Here is a 20,376-nt window from a genome sequence, read left to right on the forward strand (position 1 = left end):
AAAAACCGTCCTTTCATTGTACGAAAAGGACGGTTTTCTTGGGACTGAACACAAGTAAATCGAGAAACATAGAAAAAAGCTGGAACTGATTCTTTCAGTTCCAGCTTTTTTTATTTAGAAACCTGCAACTGCAAGCTTCTTTTATTTCGTAATCAAAGCATCTAAACTAGCCACTGCCAGACTCATCTTCGCGATTTTATCCAACAAGGCAAAACGGTTGCGGCGAATCTGTTCATCTTCCACCATGACCATGGTTTGATCAAAATAAGCTTCGATCAATGGGCGCAATGCCACTAAGCTTTGGTAGTTTTCTTCCATCGTTTGATGTGGGAACTTGTCCTCTACTGTTAAGACCGCTTCATACAAGGCAGTTTCAGAGTCGTTTTCAAACAAGGCAGGATCAATTGCTGCTTGATCCAATTCAGCTTTCTTCGCTAAATTGATCACCCGTGTCAAAGCTTCCATCGAAGGTTTGAAGTCGGTGTCTTGCAGATGCTCCCTTAACATTTGAGCCGTTTCAAACAACGTACTGATGTCTGCTTGACGTGCGCCTAAGACAGCTTCGATGACATCATGACGCGTATTTTTGCTTAGTAAGAATTGACGCAGACGACCTTTCACAAAATCGGTCACTTGTTCTTGACCAGCGGCAAGTTGAATCCCAAAAACTTCTGGTTGGGCATTAATGGCTTCACGAATTTCTTCTTGCAACTGAGCAAATGGGAAGTACCAGCGCTTTTCAGCTAAGATGCGGATAATCCCGTACGTTTGGCGGCGTAAAGCATAAGGATCGTTTGAACCGCTTGGAACCATATCAACAGCGAAGAAAGCAAGTAAGCTGTCTAATTTATCCGCAATCGCTAAAACAGCCCCGATTTTTGATTGTGGCAATTCTCCTTCGGCTGAGATCGGCATGTAGTGTTCACGAATCGCTTGGGCAACTGTTGGTTTTTCTCCTTGGATCAGGGCATATTTTTCCCCCATGATTCCTTGCAATTCAGGGAATTCCCCTACCATATTGGTCACTAAATCAAATTTATAGATTTGAGCTGCCCGTTGAAGGTCGGTCAGTTCTTCTTGTGTTAAACCAACGGTCTTCCCGATGATTTGCGCTGCTAGTCCGACACGTTGCATTTTTTCATATAAGCTGCCGATTTTTTCGTGGAAGGTGACTTGCTTAAGTTTTTCCACGCAATGGTCAATGGTCAGTTTTTTGTCTTCATTGTAGAAAAACTCAGCATCTTCTAGACGGGCGGTCAGGACTTTTTGGTTTCCTTTGATGACATTATCGATTTTCACAGCATCTCCGTTGCGGGCAGAGATGAAGTGCGGTAGCAATTCTCCGTCAAGGGTGCGGACATCGAAGTAGCGTTGATGTTCTTTCATAGAAGTAACTAACACTTCTTCAGGGACAGAAAGGTATTTTTCTTCAAAGTCCCCTACAAAGGCTGTTGGGTATTCAACCAGATTTGTCACTTCTTCTAGCAAGTCTTCATCTAAATCGATCCGCCAGTTGTTTTCTTGAGCGATCGCATTGATTTGTGCGGTGATCATTTGTTGACGTTCGCTTGGATCAGCGATGACAAACTGATGCTTCATTTTTTCCAAATAGTCGTCCGCATGATCAAACGTGACTGCCTCACCTAAGAAACGATGACCTTTTGACTCGCGTCCGGTAACAATATCAAGGATTTGGAAAGGAATGACTTGCTCACCAAAGAGTGCGACGATCCAATGAATTGGTCGGATATATTCAAAATCGTAGTCTGCCCAGTGCATCGTTACTGGGAACGTCAAACTCGTGATTACTTCCTGCAATCCTTTCAATACCTCAACGGTTGGTTGACCTTGGGTATGTTTCGTTACATAGACATACTCAACCCCTTTTAATTCACGGAAGGTGATGTCATCAGTCGTCAATCCTTGTCCACGAACAAACCCTTGAGCTGCTTTCGACCAATTGCCTGCATCATCTAATGCGATTTTTTTCGCTGGTCCTTTGACCTCTTCTTGCGTATCCGCTTGTTTTTCAGGAATACCGGTGACATAGACAGCCAAACGGCGAGGTGTGGAATAGGCTTCGATCGTTGTATAAGGCAACGCATGAGCATCTAAGAAAGCTGCCGTTTTTTCTTGTAATTGTTTCATACTTGGGGTTACGACATGCGCAGGTAATTCCTCTAAGCCGATTTCTAATAATAGGTTTTGTGCCATCTTATTTTCCCTCCTCAATCAGTTTTTGCGCCACTTCTGGATCAAGCAATGGATAACCGAGGTTTTCCCGTTCTGCTACAAATAGTTTTGCTACTTGACGTGCCATGTTACGGATACGTGCGAGGTACCCAGCACGTTCAGTGACGGAGACTGCGCCACGTGCATCCAACAAATTGAAGGTATGGCTGCATTTTAAGATATAGTCGTAAGCTGGATGAACTAAGCGTTCATCGATACAGCGTTTTGCTTCTTTTTCAAAACGATCGAAGTTCCCTAAAAGCAAGTCTTGGTCACTGACTTCAAAGGAATATTTTGAATGTTCATACTCAGGTTGGCGGAAAATCTCACCATATTTGACACCTGCAGACCATTCAAGATCGTAGACACTTTCAACTTCTTGAATATAAGATGCTAGACGTTCTAAGCCGTAAGTGATCTCTGATGTCACTGGCTTACATGCTAAGCCGCCGACTTGTTGGAAGTAAGTAAACTGAGTGATCTCCATCCCGTCTAACCAAACTTCCCAACCAAGACCTGCACAACCCATTGAAGGATTTTCCCAGTTATCTTCGACAAAACGAATATCATGTTCTAATGGATCGATCCCTAAAAGACGCAGACTTTCTAAATAAAGCTCTTGGATATTTTCAGGAGAAGGCTTCATCACGACTTGGAACTGGTGGTGCTGATACAAACGATTTGGGTTTTCCCCGTAGCGGCCATCAGCTGGACGGCGAGAAGGTTCTACGTAAGCGGCGTTCCATGGTTCTGGACCGATTGCACGTAAAAATGTGTATGGGCTCATGGTTCCAGCCCCTTTTTCTGTATCATAGGCCTGCATCAGCATACAGCCGTTTTCGGACCAGAATTTTTGCAGGGTCAAAATCATCTCTTGCACAGTTAGTTTACTCATCTTTTTCTTCCTTTCTTATAACGCATTGACGACAGGATAAAATTCGACAACTGATCCAGGGATCAATTTCACTTCGACCACGACATCTGCTTCTAAAACATCCGATAAGTCGTAAAGCATTTGGTCTGGACTCGTTGTAAATTCATGTAAAAGCTGTTCATCCTTTAAAAGGCGAACTTGCAGTGGAATACTTGCTAATACTTTGAGCTTTTTTTCGGTAAACGCACTTGCTGGAATCGTCATATCAAATAACATAAAACCCCTCCTTTGTTTTTGACTATTCTTGGTGTGAAACATAAAAAAGTCCCTATATCTATACACTTTGTATAGATATAGGGACGATAAATTCGCGGTTCCACCCTACTTCCGACAAGTCGGCAGCTTCATTGATCATGCTCACGGACGCCTGCGAAATAAGGTTCCAACTTGGCTTTCACTCTCCCAAGTTCGCTTCATGGAATGGTCTTCTTTCTTTCTTCCGATCATAGCACGGATTCGATTACCCTTATGATAGTAGTTGAAGCTAGGGTTTGTCAATGATTAATTTGAACTTTTATGCTTCTGGGCCTAAATCCGCCTGATCATGAAAGACGATCTCATCAGCGATTTTCCCATCACTTTCAAAAACAATGATCTCATTCATTCCGATTTTTAAAAACGGTGCTGGGACGTACAAGCGCTGCTGCGGTCCTTTTTCCCAAAAACGGCCGATCGTATGACCATTGACTTGGACAAATCCTTTACCCCAGCCTGGCAATTCGATAAAGGTATCTGCACATTCATCAAACACACATTCAAAGCGTGAGAAACTTGGTTGTCCTTTTTGCCATTTTCCTTGGAAATCAATGGCATGCAAATTATCCATCGGTAAGGGATAGATTTCCCAGTTGCTTTGGAAGGCGCCATTGATGATCACACCGTCTTTGATGCCTTTGTGCTGATGGTTCATTTTTACAGAATAATTGACCCGCCCCATATTCTCCACCAAGATCCCCAACTCGTTTTCTGATTCTGATAAATCGAAACTGTAGGTTTGACCGATTTCTTGATCGTAATCGATGCGCAAAAGTTCCTGGTTGATAAACGTATGGGCACGATCCATCGTATTGATCAGACGGTAGTCGGCAATCTTCCGAGCAGGCCCAATCAGTGAGCGATAATAGATATAGCCTGTCGCTTGATTGCAGGCTTCCATCGATAACGGGTAATTACTTATGATCGGTTGACTGATTGTGTCGATCGTCGAAAACAAGGAGACTCGTTCTTTCACTGAGAATGTTCCATAAGCTTTTCGCTCAATTTTCATACTCAAGGGAAACTCAGGAATTTCCGCATAGTCAGCGATCACCTTTTTGAAGGCTTGGTATTTGGCAGTAGGTTCTCCCCATTCTGTCAACAAGGCATCGTAATCATAGCTAGTGACATCCGGCGCTAAGCGTTCATAATAGTTTGACCCGTTCATAAAGCCAAAGTTGGTCCCGCCATGAAACATATAGATATTGACAGAACCTAATGCTAAACAATCCTGCAATTCCTTTACTGCATCTTGTGTTGAGGTCGTATGGTGCTGATCGTCACCCCAGGCATCAAACCAGCCGATCCAAAATTCCATGACCATCAGTGGCCGTTTTTCTCCGTGAAATCTTCGAAGTTTTTCAAAGTTTTCCTTGATGTTGGAGCCGCAGTTGATCGTAGGCAATGCCAAGTCTTTGATACTGCCGTTTTCTAGCATATCGTGCCAAGGTCCGTCGGAGGTCACTAACGGCGTTTCTACACCATGCTGCCGCATCGCAGCCACCATTTTCCGCAAATACTCTTTATCATTGGCATAGCTGCCGTATTCATTTTCTACTTGCATCATTATAATCGGACCGCCTTGGGTGATCTGCAGATCCCGCACTTGTGGAAACAAATGGGCGAAATAACGAGTGATTTTTTCCATAAATGGGGGATAATCAAACCGAAGCTTCATCATAGGATCTTGCAATAGCCAATAAGGCAGTCCCCCAAATTCCCACTCCGCACAAATATAAGGTGCTGGTCGCAAAATGACATAAAGCCCTACTTCTTGTGCCGTTTGGATAAATCGCCGCAAATCAAGGATCCCATCAAATTGATAGACACCTTCCTGTGCTTCATGAAGATTCCAAGGAACATAGGTTTCAACCGTATTACAGCCCATCAAGCGTAGTTTCTCTAAACGATCTTGCCAATATTCAGGAACAACACGAAAATAATGGATCGCTCCAGAGATCACTTTCAAAGGCTTGTTGTCTAAATAAAAGTCATCTTCAATAGCAAAAGTTCGCATCAGTTACGCTCCTCTTTGACGATATAGGTGGTGTATTGCGTCAGCATCATTTCTGAAGAAAGAACCTCGCCCGTCAGAAGATCCGTTTTTCCAACAAACATTTCTGGCAGCGGTTGTGCTTCTTCGTGGAAATTGATGATGACGAAAAATTTCGCCTCTGCATTTTCACGACAGGCAATTTCTAGTTTTGTTGCCTCCTCGATCACTGGGGTAATATCGGACTCTTCGACGATCGTTTTAAAAAGCTGATCTTGCAGCTGATCTTCCAACTGTCCACCAAAGTAATAGACGGTTCCATCGCCAAATGTATTTTTGGTCACTGCCGGCATTCCTGCATAGAAATTGCTCGTGTAATGCGCTAGCGCTTCGGCGTTTTCTAAATGGATCAAATCGCTGACTAAATTACTTGTTCCTGTAAGGTCTTCATTGACTAACGAAACCCCGTTTGATTGTTCTGGCGCTAATGCATCGATTTCTTCCACCCAGATGCCAGCTAACTCCCGCAAGGGGCCAGGGTAACCGCCTAAGTGAACATTGTCTGATTGATCAACGATGCCGCTCATATACGTTGTAAGTAAAGCACCGCCTTGCATAACGAAATCAGTTAGCCGCTCTTGCATCCCTTCTTTGATCATGTACAGAACCGGAGCTGCGACTAGCTTGTATTTTGATAAGTCAGCATCCACGGGAACCAAATCGACCGCAATATTTTGTTCGTAAAAATAGCGATAGTAGCGATGGATCTGTTCCACATATTTCAGGTCAACGGTCGGACCACTCGTATATTCTAAAGCCCAATAATTGTCCCAATCGAAAATCACAGCAACCTGTGCTTGGGTTTGCGTGCCAATGATGTCTGAGAGCTGCGCTAATTCAGCCCCAAGAGCTGCTGTTTCTCGGAAAACCCGCGTGTCTTCATGACCGACATGTTCGATGACCGCACCATGGAATTTCTCACAAGCACCAATGGAACGTCGCAATTGGAAGTATTGGATCGTATCTGCCCCATGAGCAATCGTTTGATAGCTTTGCGCCCGCATCTGTCCTGGTTTTTTTAATGAATTATAAGGCTGCCAGTTTTGTTGGGAAGGTGTTTGTTCCATCAGCATAAAGGGTTGCTGTTTTAACCCGCGCATCAAATCATGGGTCATGGCTACTAAGCTCCATGGCGTATTGTACGATGGATAATTATCCCACGAAACAAGGTCCATTTCCTTTGCCCACTTGAAATAATCCAGTCCTTTAAAGGTTCCCATCAAATTCGTTGTAATCGGTGTTGTGGGATCGATTTTCCGAATAGCGTCCCGCTCCATCATGTAGTTTTTTAAAAGACTATCCGAGTTGAACCGCCGGTAGTCAATAGAAATTCCTGCAAATGCCGTCTTGTCATAGCCGATTCCTTCTGACAGCGCATTTGGCAGCACGATTTCATCCCATTCATACACGGTATGACCCCAAAATTCCATATTCCAGGCTTTATTCAGTGCTTCGATCGTATGATATTTATCCTTTAACCAGACACGAAACGCTTTTTCACAGTTGTCGCAATAACATTCGCCGCCGTATTCATTATTGATGTGCCAACAAGTCACTTGTGGATTTTCGCCGTAACGTTCGGCTAATTTCGTTGCCAAGCGTTCTGCGTATTTTTGATAAACCAAACTGTTGGGACAGGCATTGTGCCGTTGCCCAAACTTATGATGGCGTCCATCATAATCGGTGCGAGCGACTTCTGGATACTTCTTAAACATCCAAGCTGGCAAAGCAGCTGTGGAAGTGGCTAAGACGATGTCGAAACCTTCCGTACTTAATTTTTCGATGATTTGATCCAATTCCTCAAAATCATAACAATTTTCAGAGGGTTGGATCTTTGCCCATGAAAAAACATTGACGGTCGCGCTATTGATACTTGCTTTTTTAAAGATCCGAATGTCTTCTTCCCAAATCTCTTTCGGCCACTGATTTGGATTATAATCGCCGCCAAATAGAATTCTATCAAAAAATTTTGTCATGTAAGTGAACGCTCCTTTAAAATAAAATGATTTCTACTCTCTTATTGTAAGGCTTTTCATTCTGTTGTAGTATAATACATGAAACACTATTTTATAACTTTTCGAAACACGGAGGTACACTATGCCTATCTACTTTTATCAAACCAATCAGCAGCTGCCTTTATCTCTGGAAAGCATCGGCAACGATTGGGCGCAAGATGATGTCGCTCGTCCTGATGGTTATCCCTACTTCCATTGGCTGCAAACCGAGCAAGGGGAAGGCCGAATCACATTTGGTCAGGAATCGTTTATCTTACGTCCGAATGAAGGCATTTTGATTTTTCCTTTTACGCCCCATCGCTATTATCCATTGACTAACTGGAAAACATCCTTCGCCACATTCCAAGGCCCTTTGGCAGCTGAGGTGTTAAAGCAGTACACGAATCAGCCCTATATATTAGCTGAAGAGTCAGAAACCTTTTCTTATGTCACCTGGATCAATCAACGGATCAAAGAAGACCAACAAATCAGTTGGGACCCGCTACGGGCTTCTAGCGAATGTTACCGCTTTTTATTGGCGATCATGCAAGAACGCTCAGGGAATCCAACAGAAAAACACCCGCTGTTCCAACAATATCTGGTTCCCGTTATACAAGAAATCGAAACGAATTACGATCAGGCGATCACGATCAAAGAACTAGCAGGGCTCGTCTATGTGTCACCACAGTATCTCTCACGTTTGTTCCAACGTTTTTTGGGGCAATCTACTGCACAATATTTATTGAACTACCGCATGACCCGAGCCAAAGAGCTTTTGGTGGCACAGCCAGATCTGCCCATTCAACAAGCTGCCTTCGCAGTGGGGTTTCAAGATGCAAGTCACTTTACAGCATTATTCAAAAAAAGAGTCGGCTTAACTCCATTGAAGTTTCGCCAACTCTATCATTGATTTTTCGGTTTTAAGACGTCTTGCCATTGCCCCATCTGATCGATAAACTTCTTACTTTTTAAATAAATGCCCACATATTCATCATATAATAAATCAATCACTCGTCGGATCGCGGCTTTCGTTTCTGGCTTTAATTTGATTGAAGCAATCTGCTCATAGGATATTTGCGAAAATAAGCGAATAAAATGGATCGCCCGAGAATCAGCATGATAACGACGTTCGTCCATCCCCCAGTGCTGTTCACATAAAATACCGCTATATTTTGAGGAATAGTCAAACCGACCGTCGGTTTTTCCGCAGATCGCACAATGGGTCCAATTCGGGGTGATCCCGAAACGGTGCAAAATCTGGATCTCAAAGATATTGGTGATGATCTCTGCGTCGTTTTCTTGATCCATTAATTGCAAGGCCTCATGTAAAAATTGGTATAGATGTGGGTCATAGACTCGATCATCAATAGCAGAATCAGCCAAATTCAATAAGTAGGTTGCATAACCAGCAATAAAAATATCACTTTGGATCGTACGAAAAGGATGGATGTCTTTGGCATTGTTTAAAAAGGACAAGCCTTCCGTTTTGATGGTTCCCATGTAGGTGGCTTCAGTATAGGAGAGCAGCGCTGGTGCCAAGGGGTTATTTTTCCTATGGGCACCCTTGACATAAAACATTTGCTTCCCAGCAGATTCCGTAAAGATTTTGACTAGCTTGTCTTTTTCTTTATGATCTTTTGAAAAAAGCAAGATTCCTTTTGTTTCAACAAGATTCATCGTCGCACCCCATTTCTTTAAAAAAACTGATCCAGTTCGCTAACTGCATCAGTTTTTCTTCATTAAAACAGATCATGTTTGATCTGCATGTCATCAATACTCATCTTTGCGATAGCCATAATCTGTTAAGAATGTTTGCTTGTCGCGCCAATCTTTTTGAACTTTTACCCATAATTCCAAGAAGACTTTGTCATCTAACAAGTGTTCAATGTCTAAACGAGCTTTCGTACCGATCTGTTTCAGCATTTTTCCGCCTTTGCCGATGATAATGCCTTTTTGACTGTCACGTTCGACAATGATCGTCGCTTGAATATGCACCTTGTCATTGTGGTCTCGTTTCATGGAGTCAACCACGACCGCTACTGAGTGAGGTACTTCATCTCTGGTCAGTAGCAAGACTTTTTCCCGCACCAATTCAGAAACGATAAAGTATTCTGGATGATCCGTGATTTGATCCTCTGGGAAGTACTGAGGCCCTTCTGGCATTTCATCGATCAGTAGCTTCATTAACGTTTCGAAATTATTGCCTTCTGTTGCGGAAATCGGTACGATCTCAGCAAAGTCCATTTGTGAGGAGTAGTCTTCAATAATTGCCAATAAGGCATCTGGATGGACTTTATCAATTTTATTGATCACGAGGAAAACCGGTGTCTGACTTTGGCGCAATCGTTCGATAATAAAATCATCGCCCTTCCCACGCTTTTGGTCCGCACTGATCATAAATAGCGTCACGTCAACTTCTCGCAGTGCACTATAGGCGGTTTCAACCATAAAATCGCCTAAACGGTGTTTGGGTTTGTGGATCCCTGGTGTATCGATAAAGATCAGCTGTGCGTCATCCGTCGTGTAGACCCCTTGGATTTTGTTACGGGTCGTTTGCGCTTTGTCACTCATGATCGCGATTTTTTGTCCTACGACTCGATTTAGTAGTGTTGATTTCCCAACATTTGGCCGCCCGACGATCGCAACGAAGCCTGATTTGTGTGTTGTCATTGTTGTTCCCCTTTATCTTGTGTTTTGGTGCGCATCAGAAGAGCTGCAGCAATTTTGGCAAGAAGATGATCGCTGCGACGACTAACGCAAAAACTGCAGTCATCAGCACGGCACCAGCAGCCATATCTTTGATTTTTTTTCCGATAGGATGGAAATGGAAATCTGTAAACATATCTACGACGTTTTCAAAGACGGTGTTGATGATCTCAACGATCCAGACTAAGAAAACAGCTAGCAGCAACCAGAGCCATTCCATTTGACTCAAACGGAAAATAAAGCCTGCAATGATCGCAACGATTCCTAGTGCAACATGTTTACGCATATTGCGTTCCTCTTTAAAGACGGTTTTTATACCAGTGAAAGCAAATTCGATCGACGAAATAAATTGTTTGTTTTTCCCAATATTCTTATCTTTTGAGTCCATAGGCATCCAGTATTTCCTTTTGCAATCCAAACATTTCCTTTTCATCTTCAGGTGTCATATGATCATAGCCATTGATATGCAAGAAACCATGTAACGCCAAGAAACCCAGCTCCCGATCATAGGTGTGCCCGTATTCAGCAGCTTGTTCTTTCGCTCGTTCAATGGAGATCATAATATCTCCAAGATCACGCGGCAGCTCTTCAAGGGCTTCGTCAAAAATGATCGACAGCTCTTCGTCTGTTTCTTCTTCAAAGGCAAAACTAATGACATCTGTTGGCATATCTTTGCCGCGGTACTCCCGATTGATTTCTTGGATCGCCGCATTGTCCATAAATGTGACGGACATTTCTGTATCCTCTGGAAGTTCTAAATGTCCTGCAGCAAATTGCAACAGTCCTTCGATCTCTTTGATCTTGGTTTCCCCCACTGAATTTGTCTCATCTAAAAAGGTAATCTCCATTAGCGCTCTCTTCTTTCTTGTTCTTCTTTCATTTTCTCTGCTTCCGACTTCATTTTTGGATATTTGATCCGTGAATGGAAGGTACTGCAAAGTCCGTTGACCAGTGATTTTTCAATCATTCGGATTTCTTTCAAAGTCAGGCCTGTTTCATCCAGTTGACCGTCTAAGATCCGATCATTGATGAGATTTGCAACAAATTCTTGAATCTTTTGATTTGTTGGATTTTCCATCGCTCGAACAGCTGCTTCACAACTATCCGCGATACTCACAACGCCAGCTTCTCGTGTTTGCGGTTTTGGACCAGGATAACGGAAATCTTCTTCCGTTACCTCGGGATTACGCTCTTTGGCTTTCACGTAGAAATACCGCATCAAGGTCGTGCCATGGTGTTGACGACAAATGTCGATCACCATGCGGGGCATTTTGGCTTCTTCGAGAATTTCCGCCCCATCGATCACGTGACCGAAGATAATTTGTTTGCTGTCTTCAGGCAACAAGAAATTATGCGGGTTTTCGGCACCAGCAGGTAAATTTTCTACGAAGAAATTGGCATGTTTGACCTTGCCGATATCATGGTAATAACAAGCCACACGAGTCAGTAAGCTTTGCCCGCCGATTTCGGCAACGGCATTGGCACTAAGATTGGCAACCATCATACTGTGATGATACGTTCCTGGCGCTTCTTCCAGCAACTGTTTTAACAATGGATGATTCGGGTTACTCAATTCATTTAACACGATCATACTCTCATCCGTCACCAACAATTCGATGTAAGGATGTAGTCCCATCGTTAGCAAATAGCTTAAGAGAGAGCCTGCTAAACCACAAATGATCGTGGTCCAAGTGTTCCCGCGAGCAAAATCCATTCCTTGGAAAATCACCAGCACAAAACTCAGTAAGAGCGGAAAGACGATCACCCACGCTACTGCCGTTTTCCCTTGACTAGCGATGCGGGCGCGCTTGATCATCGTTCCCATCAAGCCAGAGAACAAATAGGTGACTAAGACGGTCGTCAACAAGTTGGTTCCGCTAGAATCAAAGTAAATAAAGAGTGCACTGATTACTTGGAAAATCGCAGACAAAATCCCCAAACGACGGCTGGAGAAAATACTCAGGATCAACGGTGTAAACGCAGCTGGGAAAAACAGCGGGATAAAGGTCACTAATTCAGATTGGAAAAGTTGGAAAAACTTCATGATCAAAATACTGAATGCCATTGCCAAAATATAAAACGTGACCGCATTCATCCGTTTTTCCACGTCTTTCGTCTGTTTCGTGTAATAAAACACCATAAGCATCTGTAAGACTGTTGCTAACACTAAAGCGATCAATGGAAAAACAGAAAAGGTCTGATTAGTCATTCCTAAAAGCTGCAGCTTCTCTAGGGCATTGGCATCGATCTGCGAGCCCTCACGGACAATGATCTCTCCTTGATAAATCATCACTGGAGGAACAGCATCCATGGCGGTTTGCCGTGCTTCTTCTGTCCGTTTTTCATTTGGGATATCGTTCACGACGATTCCTTGATTGACTAAGAAACGTAAGACAGAAGCCATATCTGAGCTAACATCTAAGAACTGGATCTTATCTTCCGCCTCAGAACGGAACGTACTTAATTCCGTTTGGCGGATCTGTTTCGCCATTTGTTCATCTATTAATTGTAGCGCATAGGTACGCACTGTATTTAATTCATCATCACTTAATGAGAACATCGTCGTCAAAAAATTATTGGTAAATGACTGATAAAAATCTAGTTCATCATCACTCATTTTTTCAAATTCTTGTTTTAAGGCTGCGATATATTCATCTGTACTAGGTTTAGGGATATTTTCATCCTCATCGGCTTCAGCCACTTTTTTTTCATGAGCTTCATCCACTGATTTTTTGACTGAAGCAACTAAGTCAAATAAATGATCGATACGATCATGCTGCGTTTGCGCCAGTGTATCCTGATACGTGTACTCTGGTGGTACAGCTTCGGCAGCCAGTTTACGTTTTTGTTCCGTCGCAGCGGTATTTTCGATCGTTTTATTGGCACGGATATTTTCTTCCGCCACTTGACCTTCGCTATAATCGACATTGTTTTGTTTGACGCTGGTGTACATGATACCAATCGAAAAAAGAAAGAAAAGGAACATCAAAACTGGTAGATAGAATTTCCCAAGTCTTTCTCTAAATTTCCGTAGTGGTTGAATGATCATAGTTCTCCTCCTAAAAGACGATCAGCGCTTGTCTTTAAGATCTGCTTCTTCATATGCGCGAATGATCTCGGCAACAACTGGATGCCGCACGACATCACCTGCTTCAAAATTAGCAAAAGCAATTTTAGGGATCTCTTGTAACGTCCGTTCGGCGTGGATCAGGCCGCTTAAAGTCCCTTTTGGCAAATCGATCTGGCTGGTATCGCCATTGACGATCATTTTAGAGTTGAATCCTAAACGGGTCAAAAACATTTTCATTTGAGCGATCGTCGTATTTTGCGCTTCATCTAAAATGACAAAGGCATCTTCTAGCGTACGTCCACGCATATATGCCAATGGTGCGATCTCAATGACGCCTCGTTCCATGAGACGGTTCGTATGATCCATCCCAAAAATTTGATACAACGCATCATAAACGGGGCGTAAGTAAGGATCGACTTTTTCTTTCAAGTCTCCTGGTAGGAAACCAAGATTTTCTCCTGCTTCAACCGCGGGCCGTGTCAAAATGATTTTTTGCACTTGGCCTTTCTTTAAAGCTGCAATTGCCATTACGACTGCTAAGAAGGTCTTTCCGGTTCCAGCGGGGCCGACACCAAAGACTACATCATGTTTACGGACGGCTTCGATATATTTTTTTTGCCCAGCATTTTTCGCTCGGATCGGTTTGCCGTTACGGTCTTTGATGATCTCTTCTTCATACATATCTTTGAAATAATCAAGACTGCCCTTATTCACCATATTCAACGCGGTGATCACATCGGGGGTACTGATATTGATGCCTCGTTTGATCAACTCTTGCAAAGCCCGAATCACGGATTGTGCCTTTTCAGCGGCTTCGGTTTCTCCTACGATTTGGATCAGCTCACCACGAGTGTGAATGACCGTTCCTGTGGAGTCTTCAATAATTTTGATGTTCTTATCGTGGGCACCTAATAATAAACGAACGTCATCGTTTTCACTAAGTGTTATCTCGATCGTTATTGTTTTGTCTGTCAAATATGTTACAGCTCCTTTTTTGGCGTTCTTATTAATAATAACATAAGATGGAAAAAAGAAAAATTACTTATCAAGCACAACAGTCGTTTCCCCTTGTCCTTATGCTTTTTTTAAGTTTTCGAAATCAGAAAAAAAGCCGCAAGCATGTCATCCATACTTGCGGCGTGAGCTTACATTTGATCCAATAATTCTTTAACGATCGCATTGACTTGATTGCCGTCTGCTTTGCCTTTAACTTGTGGCATTACAGCACCCATCACTTTTCCAAATTCTTTGGAAGAAGAAGCACCAGTCTTTTCAATCGCTCCAGCGACGATTTGGCGGATTTCCGCTTCATCGAGTTGTGCTGGCAAATATTTTTCAACAACTGCAATTTCAACTTTGACTTTCTCTGCTAGATCATTTCGGTCAGCTTTCTCAAACTCATTTAAAGAATCACGACGCTGTTTCATCTCACGAGACAAAACGGTCAACTCTTCTTCTTCATTCAAGTCAGAACCTTTTTTGATCTGCTCATTTTGAATTGATGCTTTCAACATGCGGATCACCTGCAAGGTTTCCTTGTCTTTGGCTTTCATCGCTGTCTTCATGTCATCATTCAGTGTACTTAGTAGTGTCACACTACCAGCTCCAATTCTCAAAACAGTAGAAAATTAGAATTTTTTGCGTTTTCTAGCTGCTTCAGATTTTTTCTTACGCTTTACGCTAGGTTTTTCGTAAAATTCACGTTTACGAGATTCCTGTAAAGTACCCGCTTTTGACACGGAACGTTTGAAGCGACGAAGAGCATCGTCAAGTGATTCGTTTTTGCGAACGACTGTTTTTGACATGTAAATTCCCTCCCTCCGAGCTTAAAAAGTAACCGTAGTTGTTATTGAAATAAAATCCCAAAAAACACGACTGTCCTTTAAAAATTATAGCTAACCCCTGAAAAAGTGTCAAGGCATTCTGTTAAAAAAGTCTTCGATCCCATCAAGTTTGTTTGGGTTTTCATTGACATTCTTCACAACGGCCCAAAATCTCGAAGCGATGTCCCTCGATCAAGCAGCCAGGAAGCTGTTCTTGGAAGAAGTCCATCGGGCAAATATGCAGTTCTTTTGTTTTGCCACAAACCGTGCAAATAAAGTGATGGTGATGATGGTCCTCCAATTCTGCACAGCAGTTATAGCGAAACTTCATCTCCCCGTTCAGCTCTGTTTCTTCTAAAATACCGATCTCAGAAAAATCATGCAGATTACGGTAGATCGTATCATAACTCAAGCCAGGATACTTTTCTGACATGTATTCATGAATTTCCTTGGCTGGCAAATAGCGATTGCGTTTCACTAAATAGGTGATGATCGCTTCTCTTTTTTTGGTGTATTTAAAGCCATTTTCTTTCAATGTAGTCATGGCATGCTCAATAAGTGTTTGATTTTTCATCGTAGGCCCTCCTGATAAATCAAAATCATTCCGATTCTATCGATCTTAAGTATGGTATAATGAAATCAATAAAAAAGCAAGAGAGGATTTTTCTTATGAAGCCAACTGAACCTGAACAACCAGACTTGCAAGAAAAATTGCAAACCAGTGCCGCAGTGACGATGTTCGTGTTGTCGGACTCTGCCGGCGAAACGGCATCGAAGCTTGCACAAGCGACAATGGCCCAATACCCCAGCGTCGAATTTAACCTTTTTAGACGCACGTTTATCCACACAAAAGAGCATTTGATCAAAGCTTTGTCTGATGCAAAAAAACACAACGCCATTATTCTTCATACCTTGATCAAAGAAGAACTTGTGGATTTGACGAATCATTTTTGTGAAGAAGCTGACCTTTACCATTTCGACGTATTGACCCCTCCAGTAAGTGAAGTAGAACGACGAACTGGCGTAGCACCTTCACGAGAGCCAGGGGCTTTGCACCACTTAAACGAAAATTATTTCAAACGCATCAAAGCCATGGAATTTGCGGTTATGTACGATGATGGGAAAGACCCTCGTGGCTTCTTGGAAGCAGATGTCGTGTTACTAGGGGTTTCTCGGACGTCAAAAACGCCTTTGAGTCTATTTCTAGCAAACAAAAATTTAAAAGTGGCTAACCTGCCTTTAGTACCGCAAGCCCACATCCCAAAACAGCTCTGGGAAATCGATCCGAAAAAAATCGTCGGGCTAACAAACGATCCGAATGTGTTAAACAGTATTCGCAAAGAACGGATGCGCTCCTACGGCTTGAACCCAGATTCTGCGTATTCCGATATAGAAAAAATCAAAGCGGAGCTGACGTTTGCCAATGATCTTTACGAGAAACTAGGCTGTGTCGTGATCAATGTCGCTTCTCTTTCCATCGAAGAAACCGCCTCTATGATTTTAAATGCATTAAACTTAGAAGATCATAGTTATTACACGTCAGAAACGAAAGACTAACCTCGATGAAGCAATGAAAAACGGTGAGCAGAAAATCTTCTGCTCACCGTTTTTGGTCTGTGGCTCATTTATTATTCTCTTTTAGAACACTTGCAGCCCTTCACGATCGATTTGCAATTGTTCAATATACGCATTGCTCTCCAAGGCGTGCAAAAGTTTTGAGATTCGTTCTGCCCGTTCCTCTGGGACGATCGCTAAGACCGTAGGACCTGCGCCGCTTAAGAAACAGCCATAGCCGCCTTCTTCTTCGCAGATTTGGCGAATGGTCGACAAGTGCGGTACAAGCTTTTCCCGATAGGCTTCATGAAAACGATCCTGCTGCATCAATTTTCCTGCAAGAGGCAGATTGCCATTGATGACCGCTGCGATCATCACGTTGGCGATCGCACTGGCTTCGACAGCTTGCTCGTGAGAAAGGGTCTGCGGCAAGACTTGACGACTTGCTTCAGTCAACAGTTCTTCATGAGGAATATAGGCAATGATCTCGCACTCTGGAAAATGATGCTTGACTAAATACGTATGCTTGTGCTGATGGTCGTAAGCAGCAACCGCAAAATCTCCATAAATTGCTGGTCCAACGTTGTCAGGATGCCCTTCGATGGCAGTTGCGATCTCAAGCTTTTGTGCTGCACTCAGATTCATGTGGGCCATGCGGTTGGCTAGTTCAATCCCGGCGACGATCACTGAGGAACTGCTGCCTAAGCCTCGTGCCAAAGGAATGTCCGAACTCATTCGGATTTTCAAAGGCTTCATGTTTGGTGCTAATTTCAATGCCACACGCAAAAGCAAGTTGGTTTCATCCGTTGGGATCTCTGAACCTAGCTCATGGATGATTTCCCACGTATCGTTTTCTTTTAAAACTTCAATGAACAAATACTTTGACAGGGCAATCCCGCAGGAATCAAAACCAGGCCCTAAGTTCGCACTGGTTGCAGGAACGCGGATCTTCATAGATTGGCAACTCCTTCACGAAGATGCTGACGCATTTCTTCTAAATCACTCATCTTATTGATGGTTACTTCTGTCGCTTTGATAGCTGTATCAGGATCCTTCAGACCATTTCCAGTAAAGACGGCAACGACAGTCTCACCTGGTTTGATTTTCCCTGCTTTCACGTGCTGGATGACACCAGCCAGCGAGGCAGCTGAGCCTGGTTCAATAAACACACCATCTTGCGCAGCAATTTTACGGTAAGCATTCAAAATTTCCTCATCGGTTACTGCATCGATGTGTCCATTTGATTCATCACGAGCGGCTTCTGCCAACTGCCAGCTGGCTGGATTGCCGATCCGAATCGCTGTAGCGATCGTTTCTGGCTGTTCGATGACTTCACCACGGACGATCGCAGCAGCACCTTCAGCTTCAAACCCATGCATTCTTGGCAACGCGGTGCCTTTTTTCTCATGCCATTCTTTGAACCCTTTCCAATATGCCGAGATATTTCCTGCATTACCGACAGGAATCGCAAGAACATCTGGCGCTTGTCCTAATTGTTCGCATACTTCAAAGGCAGCTGTTTTTTGTCCTTCTAAACGATAAGGATTGACTGAGTTTACTAGTGCCACGGCTTCGGTTTCTGCAATATCTCGTACTGCTTTTAACGCTTCATCAAAGTTTCCTGGGATCGAAATGATGTCGGCTCCATAAACGATCGCTTGCGCCAATTTCCCCATAGCGATCTTGCCATCTGGAATAACAACGTAAGCTTTGATCCCCGCTCTGGTCGCATAAGCTGCTGCTGCCGCACTGGTATTTCCTGTCGATGCACAGACGATTGCTTTCGCACCTTCTTCCACCGCTTTTGCCACCGCCATGACCATCCCTCGGTCTTTAAAAGAGCCTGTCGGATTCAGCCCTTCGTATTTTCCATACAATTTAATCCCTAATTCCTTGGAAAGGCTTGGTAAGGGAATCAACGGCGTGTTGCCTTCAGCCAGCGACAATGCTGGTGTATTTTCGTTGACTGGCAGATATTCCTTGTATTGATGCAATAATCCTTGATACATGTTTATTCCTCCATCACTTTCATTATTTGTATGTCTTGTGCATCGGTATAAGTTGCGAGTTTTTCTGTTAGCTCTTTTTCGCTCATTGGATTGGTGATTCCAGCTATTCGTTGGTCTGCTTCGTTGAACACCGTTTGCTCAAACGCAAACCATTCTGGAAGAGCGTTCCCTTTGATCTCTTGACTTGAAAAAGACACATAATGCTGGCTAGGGACTTCTTCTACAGATGCTAATGCTGTTTCTTTTTCAAAAGTTAGAAAAGGTTCAACGATCCCAAAGCTTTTATTTTTTGCTAAAACGGTCAAATCCGCTACCACGCTGGTGGCCGTCGGTCGTGATCCTGCTCCTGGTCCATAAACCATTGATTGATCGATGCCTTCACTCTCGATAAAAATGCCATTAAACTCGTTTTGGATCGTCGCTAACGCATGGTTTTTCGGCACTAATACAGGTCCAACTGACACAGTAAGGGAACCGTCAACTGTCTTTTGTGCTGCACCGATCAACTTCACTTCATAACCAAAGGCTTGTGCCTGCTTAATATCTGCCACAGCTAAGCCGCGGATGCCTTTTGTTGCCACATCAGCAACATGGATCGTTTTCCCAAAAGCAAATTTGGTCAGGATCACCATTTTATAGGCCGCATCGATACCGTCAACATCATTAGTAGGATCTGATTCGGCAAAACCTTTTGCTTGGGCTTGTGACAAAGCATCTTCATAGGTCATGCCATCTTCCGTCATTTTTGTCAGCATATAATTGGTCGTCCCATTGACGATACCAAAAATCCCTGTGATGGTATCAGGCAGATAGTGGGTGCTCAATGTACGCAAGATCGGAATGCCACCACCCACGCTGGCTTCATAATAAAGAGACACCCCGGCTTTTTCAGCGATTGCCAGCAGTTCAGGTCCATGGGTGGCAATCAAGTCTTTATTTGCCGTCACAACGTGCTTCTTATTTTCTAAAGCAGCTGAAATAAACGCTTTTGCCGGATCGATCTTCCCGATCAATTCCACAATTACGTCGATGGTCTCATCTTCAAACAACTCATTTGCCTCATTCGTCAACGCAAACCCGTACTTAGCCGCTAACGCAGACTTATCCTCGTAAGGCGAAGCTAATGCTTTCGTGATTTGCACACTGACTCCTGTGCGTGCCAGAATGGCTTCTTTTTGCTCTGCCAACACTTGGCATACCCCGCTGCCGACAACACCCATTCCTAATAATCCAATGTTCAATTGCTTACCCATAATGCCCCCTAACTGAAAACGTTATTAAAAACCGTTCATCTAATTTTAATATTTCCACTAGCATACCAAAAACAATAAGAAAAAACTAGGACTTTTGAGAAATTCTCGCCCTAGTTTTAACGGTGATGGATATGTTCGAATGTTTTTTGCAAAATATCCACAACATGTTTGTCATCAAGACTATAAAGGATGGTTTTTCCTTGTCTTTCCGACTTAACGATCCGATTATCTTTCAAAAGTTTCAGCTGATGAGAAACTGCTGATTGTTCCATATGTACTTGTTCTGCAATCGAAGTGACATTGCGCTCTCCTTCTTGAAGAGACAACAAAATTTTTAGTCTAGTGGGATCACTAAGCATTTTAAAAATCTGTGTTACTTGCTGAATTTCTTCTAGTTTCGGCGTAGTCATCGCGCCACATCCTCTCTTATTTCCTTTTGCATTTTAGCCCTTGATAGACAGCTTGTCAATCAATGCTCGACGATCAAGGAGAA

At 43.2% G+C, this 20,376-nt stretch carries 20 protein-coding genes; 2 read left to right on the forward strand and 18 right to left on the reverse strand.

Features of this window, described 5'->3' with window-relative positions:
* Positions 1–141 precede the first annotated feature (141 nt).
* The 5 genes from glyS to P0G38_RS10270 form a co-directional block, all read right to left on the reverse strand.
* Positions 142–2,214 (reverse strand): glycine--tRNA ligase subunit beta, encoded by a 2,073-nt coding sequence (gene glyS / locus P0G38_RS10250; protein ID WP_275850625.1) that lies wholly within the window; start codon positions 2,212–2,214, stop codon positions 142–144.
* A gap of 1 nt (position 2,215) precedes the next feature.
* Positions 2,216–3,127: a glycine--tRNA ligase subunit alpha gene (gene glyQ / locus P0G38_RS10255; RefSeq protein ID WP_005225852.1), complete on the reverse strand. Its 912-nt coding sequence runs from the start codon at positions 3,125–3,127 to the stop codon at positions 2,216–2,218.
* Positions 3,128–3,142: 15 nt separating this feature from the next.
* Positions 3,143–3,382: a hypothetical protein gene (locus P0G38_RS10260; RefSeq protein WP_015509542.1), complete on the reverse strand. Its 240-nt coding sequence runs from the start codon at positions 3,380–3,382 to the stop codon at positions 3,143–3,145.
* A 298-nt stretch (positions 3,383–3,680) separates the two neighbouring features.
* The gene (locus tag P0G38_RS10265) at positions 3,681–5,438 is read right to left on the reverse strand and encodes a glycoside hydrolase family 35 protein (protein WP_275850630.1); all 1,758 of its coding nucleotides are present in this window, start codon (positions 5,436–5,438) and stop codon (positions 3,681–3,683) included.
* Positions 5,438–7,450, reverse strand: coding sequence for a beta-galactosidase (locus tag P0G38_RS10270; RefSeq protein ID WP_275850633.1), 2,013 nt, complete (start codon positions 7,448–7,450; stop codon positions 5,438–5,440). Before P0G38_RS10270 ends, P0G38_RS10265 begins: the two co-directional genes overlap by 1 nt.
* A 121-nt stretch (positions 7,451–7,571) precedes the next feature.
* Between P0G38_RS10270 and P0G38_RS10275 the strand changes: the two genes are divergently transcribed.
* Complete coding sequence (locus P0G38_RS10275; RefSeq protein WP_005225848.1) at positions 7,572–8,378, forward strand: AraC family transcriptional regulator; 807 nt, start codon at positions 7,572–7,574, stop codon at positions 8,376–8,378.
* Here the strand turns inward: P0G38_RS10275 and recO are convergent.
* The 9 genes from recO to P0G38_RS10320 all read right to left on the reverse strand — a co-directional run bounded on the left by recO (position 8,372) and on the right by P0G38_RS10320 (position 15,641).
* Complete coding sequence (gene recO / locus P0G38_RS10280; protein ID WP_074535734.1) at positions 8,372–9,145, reverse strand: DNA repair protein RecO; 774 nt, start codon at positions 9,143–9,145, stop codon at positions 8,372–8,374. The two genes, P0G38_RS10275 and recO, sit on opposite strands and share 7 nt — an antisense overlap.
* 93 nt (positions 9,146–9,238) lie before the next feature.
* Entirely contained in the window at positions 9,239–10,138 is a 900-nt protein-coding gene (gene era, locus P0G38_RS10285) for a GTPase Era (protein WP_005225846.1), read from the reverse strand.
* 34 nt (positions 10,139–10,172) lie between these two features.
* Entirely contained in the window at positions 10,173–10,562 is a 390-nt protein-coding gene (locus tag P0G38_RS10290) for a diacylglycerol kinase family protein (RefSeq protein WP_016610244.1), read from the reverse strand.
* The gene (gene ybeY, locus P0G38_RS10295) at positions 10,546–11,022 is read right to left on the reverse strand and encodes an rRNA maturation RNase YbeY (RefSeq protein ID WP_005225844.1); all 477 of its coding nucleotides are present in this window, start codon (positions 11,020–11,022) and stop codon (positions 10,546–10,548) included. Before ybeY ends, P0G38_RS10290 begins: the two co-directional genes overlap by 17 nt.
* Positions 11,022–13,223 carry an HD family phosphohydrolase gene (locus P0G38_RS10300; protein ID WP_005225843.1) on the reverse strand — a complete coding sequence of 734 codons (2,202 nt, stop codon included), beginning with the start codon at positions 13,221–13,223 and terminating at the stop codon, positions 11,022–11,024. Before P0G38_RS10300 ends, ybeY begins: the two co-directional genes overlap by 1 nt.
* 21 nt (positions 13,224–13,244) lie before the next feature.
* Positions 13,245–14,219, reverse strand: a complete 975-nt coding sequence (locus tag P0G38_RS10305) for a PhoH family protein (protein ID WP_005225842.1) — start codon at positions 14,217–14,219, stop codon at positions 13,245–13,247.
* 170 nt (positions 14,220–14,389) lie between these two features.
* Positions 14,390–14,839 (reverse strand): GatB/YqeY domain-containing protein, encoded by a 450-nt coding sequence (locus P0G38_RS10310; RefSeq protein WP_005225841.1) that lies wholly within the window; start codon positions 14,837–14,839, stop codon positions 14,390–14,392.
* A 33-nt stretch (positions 14,840–14,872) separates the two neighbouring features.
* A complete protein-coding gene (gene rpsU, locus P0G38_RS10315) occupies positions 14,873–15,049 on the reverse strand; it encodes a 30S ribosomal protein S21 (protein WP_002356740.1) in 177 nt (58 codons plus the stop codon).
* 160 nt (positions 15,050–15,209) lie between these two features.
* Positions 15,210–15,641: a Fur family transcriptional regulator gene (locus tag P0G38_RS10320; protein WP_005225833.1), complete on the reverse strand. Its 432-nt coding sequence runs from the start codon at positions 15,639–15,641 to the stop codon at positions 15,210–15,212.
* Between the two features lie 95 nt (positions 15,642–15,736).
* Between P0G38_RS10320 and P0G38_RS10325 the strand changes: the two genes are divergently transcribed.
* Complete coding sequence (locus tag P0G38_RS10325) at positions 15,737–16,624, forward strand: pyruvate, water dikinase regulatory protein (RefSeq protein WP_010748043.1); 888 nt, start codon at positions 15,737–15,739, stop codon at positions 16,622–16,624.
* An 81-nt stretch (positions 16,625–16,705) separates the two neighbouring features.
* Here the strand turns inward: P0G38_RS10325 and thrB are convergent, their stop codons facing one another.
* The 4 genes from thrB to P0G38_RS10345 form a co-directional block, all read right to left on the reverse strand.
* Positions 16,706–17,575 (reverse strand): homoserine kinase, encoded by an 870-nt coding sequence (gene thrB, locus P0G38_RS10330; protein WP_005225831.1) that lies wholly within the window; start codon positions 17,573–17,575, stop codon positions 16,706–16,708.
* A complete protein-coding gene (thrC, locus tag P0G38_RS10335) occupies positions 17,572–18,630 on the reverse strand; it encodes a threonine synthase (protein ID WP_275850653.1) in 1,059 nt (352 codons plus the stop codon). Before thrC ends, thrB begins: the two co-directional genes overlap by 4 nt.
* A 2-nt stretch (positions 18,631–18,632) precedes the next feature.
* Positions 18,633–19,883 (reverse strand): homoserine dehydrogenase, encoded by a 1,251-nt coding sequence (locus P0G38_RS10340; RefSeq protein WP_081116560.1) that lies wholly within the window; start codon positions 19,881–19,883, stop codon positions 18,633–18,635.
* Positions 19,884–19,999: 116 nt separating this feature from the next.
* Positions 20,000–20,293 (reverse strand): ArsR/SmtB family transcription factor, encoded by a 294-nt coding sequence (locus P0G38_RS10345; protein WP_005225828.1) that lies wholly within the window; start codon positions 20,291–20,293, stop codon positions 20,000–20,002.
* Positions 20,294–20,376 lie beyond the last annotated feature (83 nt).

Origin of the sequence: Enterococcus casseliflavus, from assembly GCF_029215545.1 — a bacterium.
In the GTDB taxonomy this organism is placed as follows: Bacteria; Bacillota; Bacilli; order Lactobacillales; family Enterococcaceae; genus Enterococcus_D; species Enterococcus_D casseliflavus.

Bases quoted from the DNA above. Each gene is read 5' to 3' on its own strand.
- glyS (WP_275850625.1), bottom strand. From the start codon at position 2,214: ATGGCACAAAACCTATTATTAGAAATCGGCTTAGAGGAATTACCTGCG.
- glyQ (WP_005225852.1), bottom strand. From the start codon at position 3,127: ATGAGTAAACTAACTGTGCAAGAGATGATTTTGACCCTGCAAAAATTC.
- P0G38_RS10260 (WP_015509542.1), bottom strand. From the start codon at position 3,382: ATGTTATTTGATATGACGATTCCAGCAAGTGCGTTTACCGAAAAAAAG.
- P0G38_RS10265 (WP_275850630.1), bottom strand. From the start codon at position 5,438: ATGCGAACTTTTGCTATTGAAGATGACTTTTATTTAGACAACAAGCCT.
- P0G38_RS10270 (WP_275850633.1), bottom strand. From the start codon at position 7,450: ATGACAAAATTTTTTGATAGAATTCTATTTGGCGGCGATTATAATCCA.
- P0G38_RS10275 (WP_005225848.1), top strand. From the start codon at position 7,572: ATGCCTATCTACTTTTATCAAACCAATCAGCAGCTGCCTTTATCTCTG.
- recO (WP_074535734.1), bottom strand. From the start codon at position 9,145: ATGAATCTTGTTGAAACAAAAGGAATCTTGCTTTTTTCAAAAGATCAT.
- era (WP_005225846.1), bottom strand. From the start codon at position 10,138: ATGACAACACACAAATCAGGCTTCGTTGCGATCGTCGGGCGGCCAAAT.
- P0G38_RS10290 (WP_016610244.1), bottom strand. From the start codon at position 10,562: ATGGACTCAAAAGATAAGAATATTGGGAAAAACAAACAATTTATTTCG.
- ybeY (WP_005225844.1), bottom strand. From the start codon at position 11,022: ATGGAGATTACCTTTTTAGATGAGACAAATTCAGTGGGGGAAACCAAG.
- P0G38_RS10300 (WP_005225843.1), bottom strand. From the start codon at position 13,223: ATGATCATTCAACCACTACGGAAATTTAGAGAAAGACTTGGGAAATTC.
- rpsU (WP_002356740.1), bottom strand. From the start codon at position 15,049: ATGTCAAAAACAGTCGTTCGCAAAAACGAATCACTTGACGATGCTCTT.
- P0G38_RS10320 (WP_005225833.1), bottom strand. From the start codon at position 15,641: ATGAAAAATCAAACACTTATTGAGCATGCCATGACTACATTGAAAGAA.
- P0G38_RS10325 (WP_010748043.1), top strand. From the start codon at position 15,737: ATGAAGCCAACTGAACCTGAACAACCAGACTTGCAAGAAAAATTGCAA.
- thrB (WP_005225831.1), bottom strand. From the start codon at position 17,575: ATGAAGATCCGCGTTCCTGCAACCAGTGCGAACTTAGGGCCTGGTTTT.
- thrC (WP_275850653.1), bottom strand. From the start codon at position 18,630: ATGTATCAAGGATTATTGCATCAATACAAGGAATATCTGCCAGTCAAC.
- P0G38_RS10340 (WP_081116560.1), bottom strand. From the start codon at position 19,883: ATGGGTAAGCAATTGAACATTGGATTATTAGGAATGGGTGTTGTCGGC.
- P0G38_RS10345 (WP_005225828.1), bottom strand. From the start codon at position 20,293: ATGACTACGCCGAAACTAGAAGAAATTCAGCAAGTAACACAGATTTTT.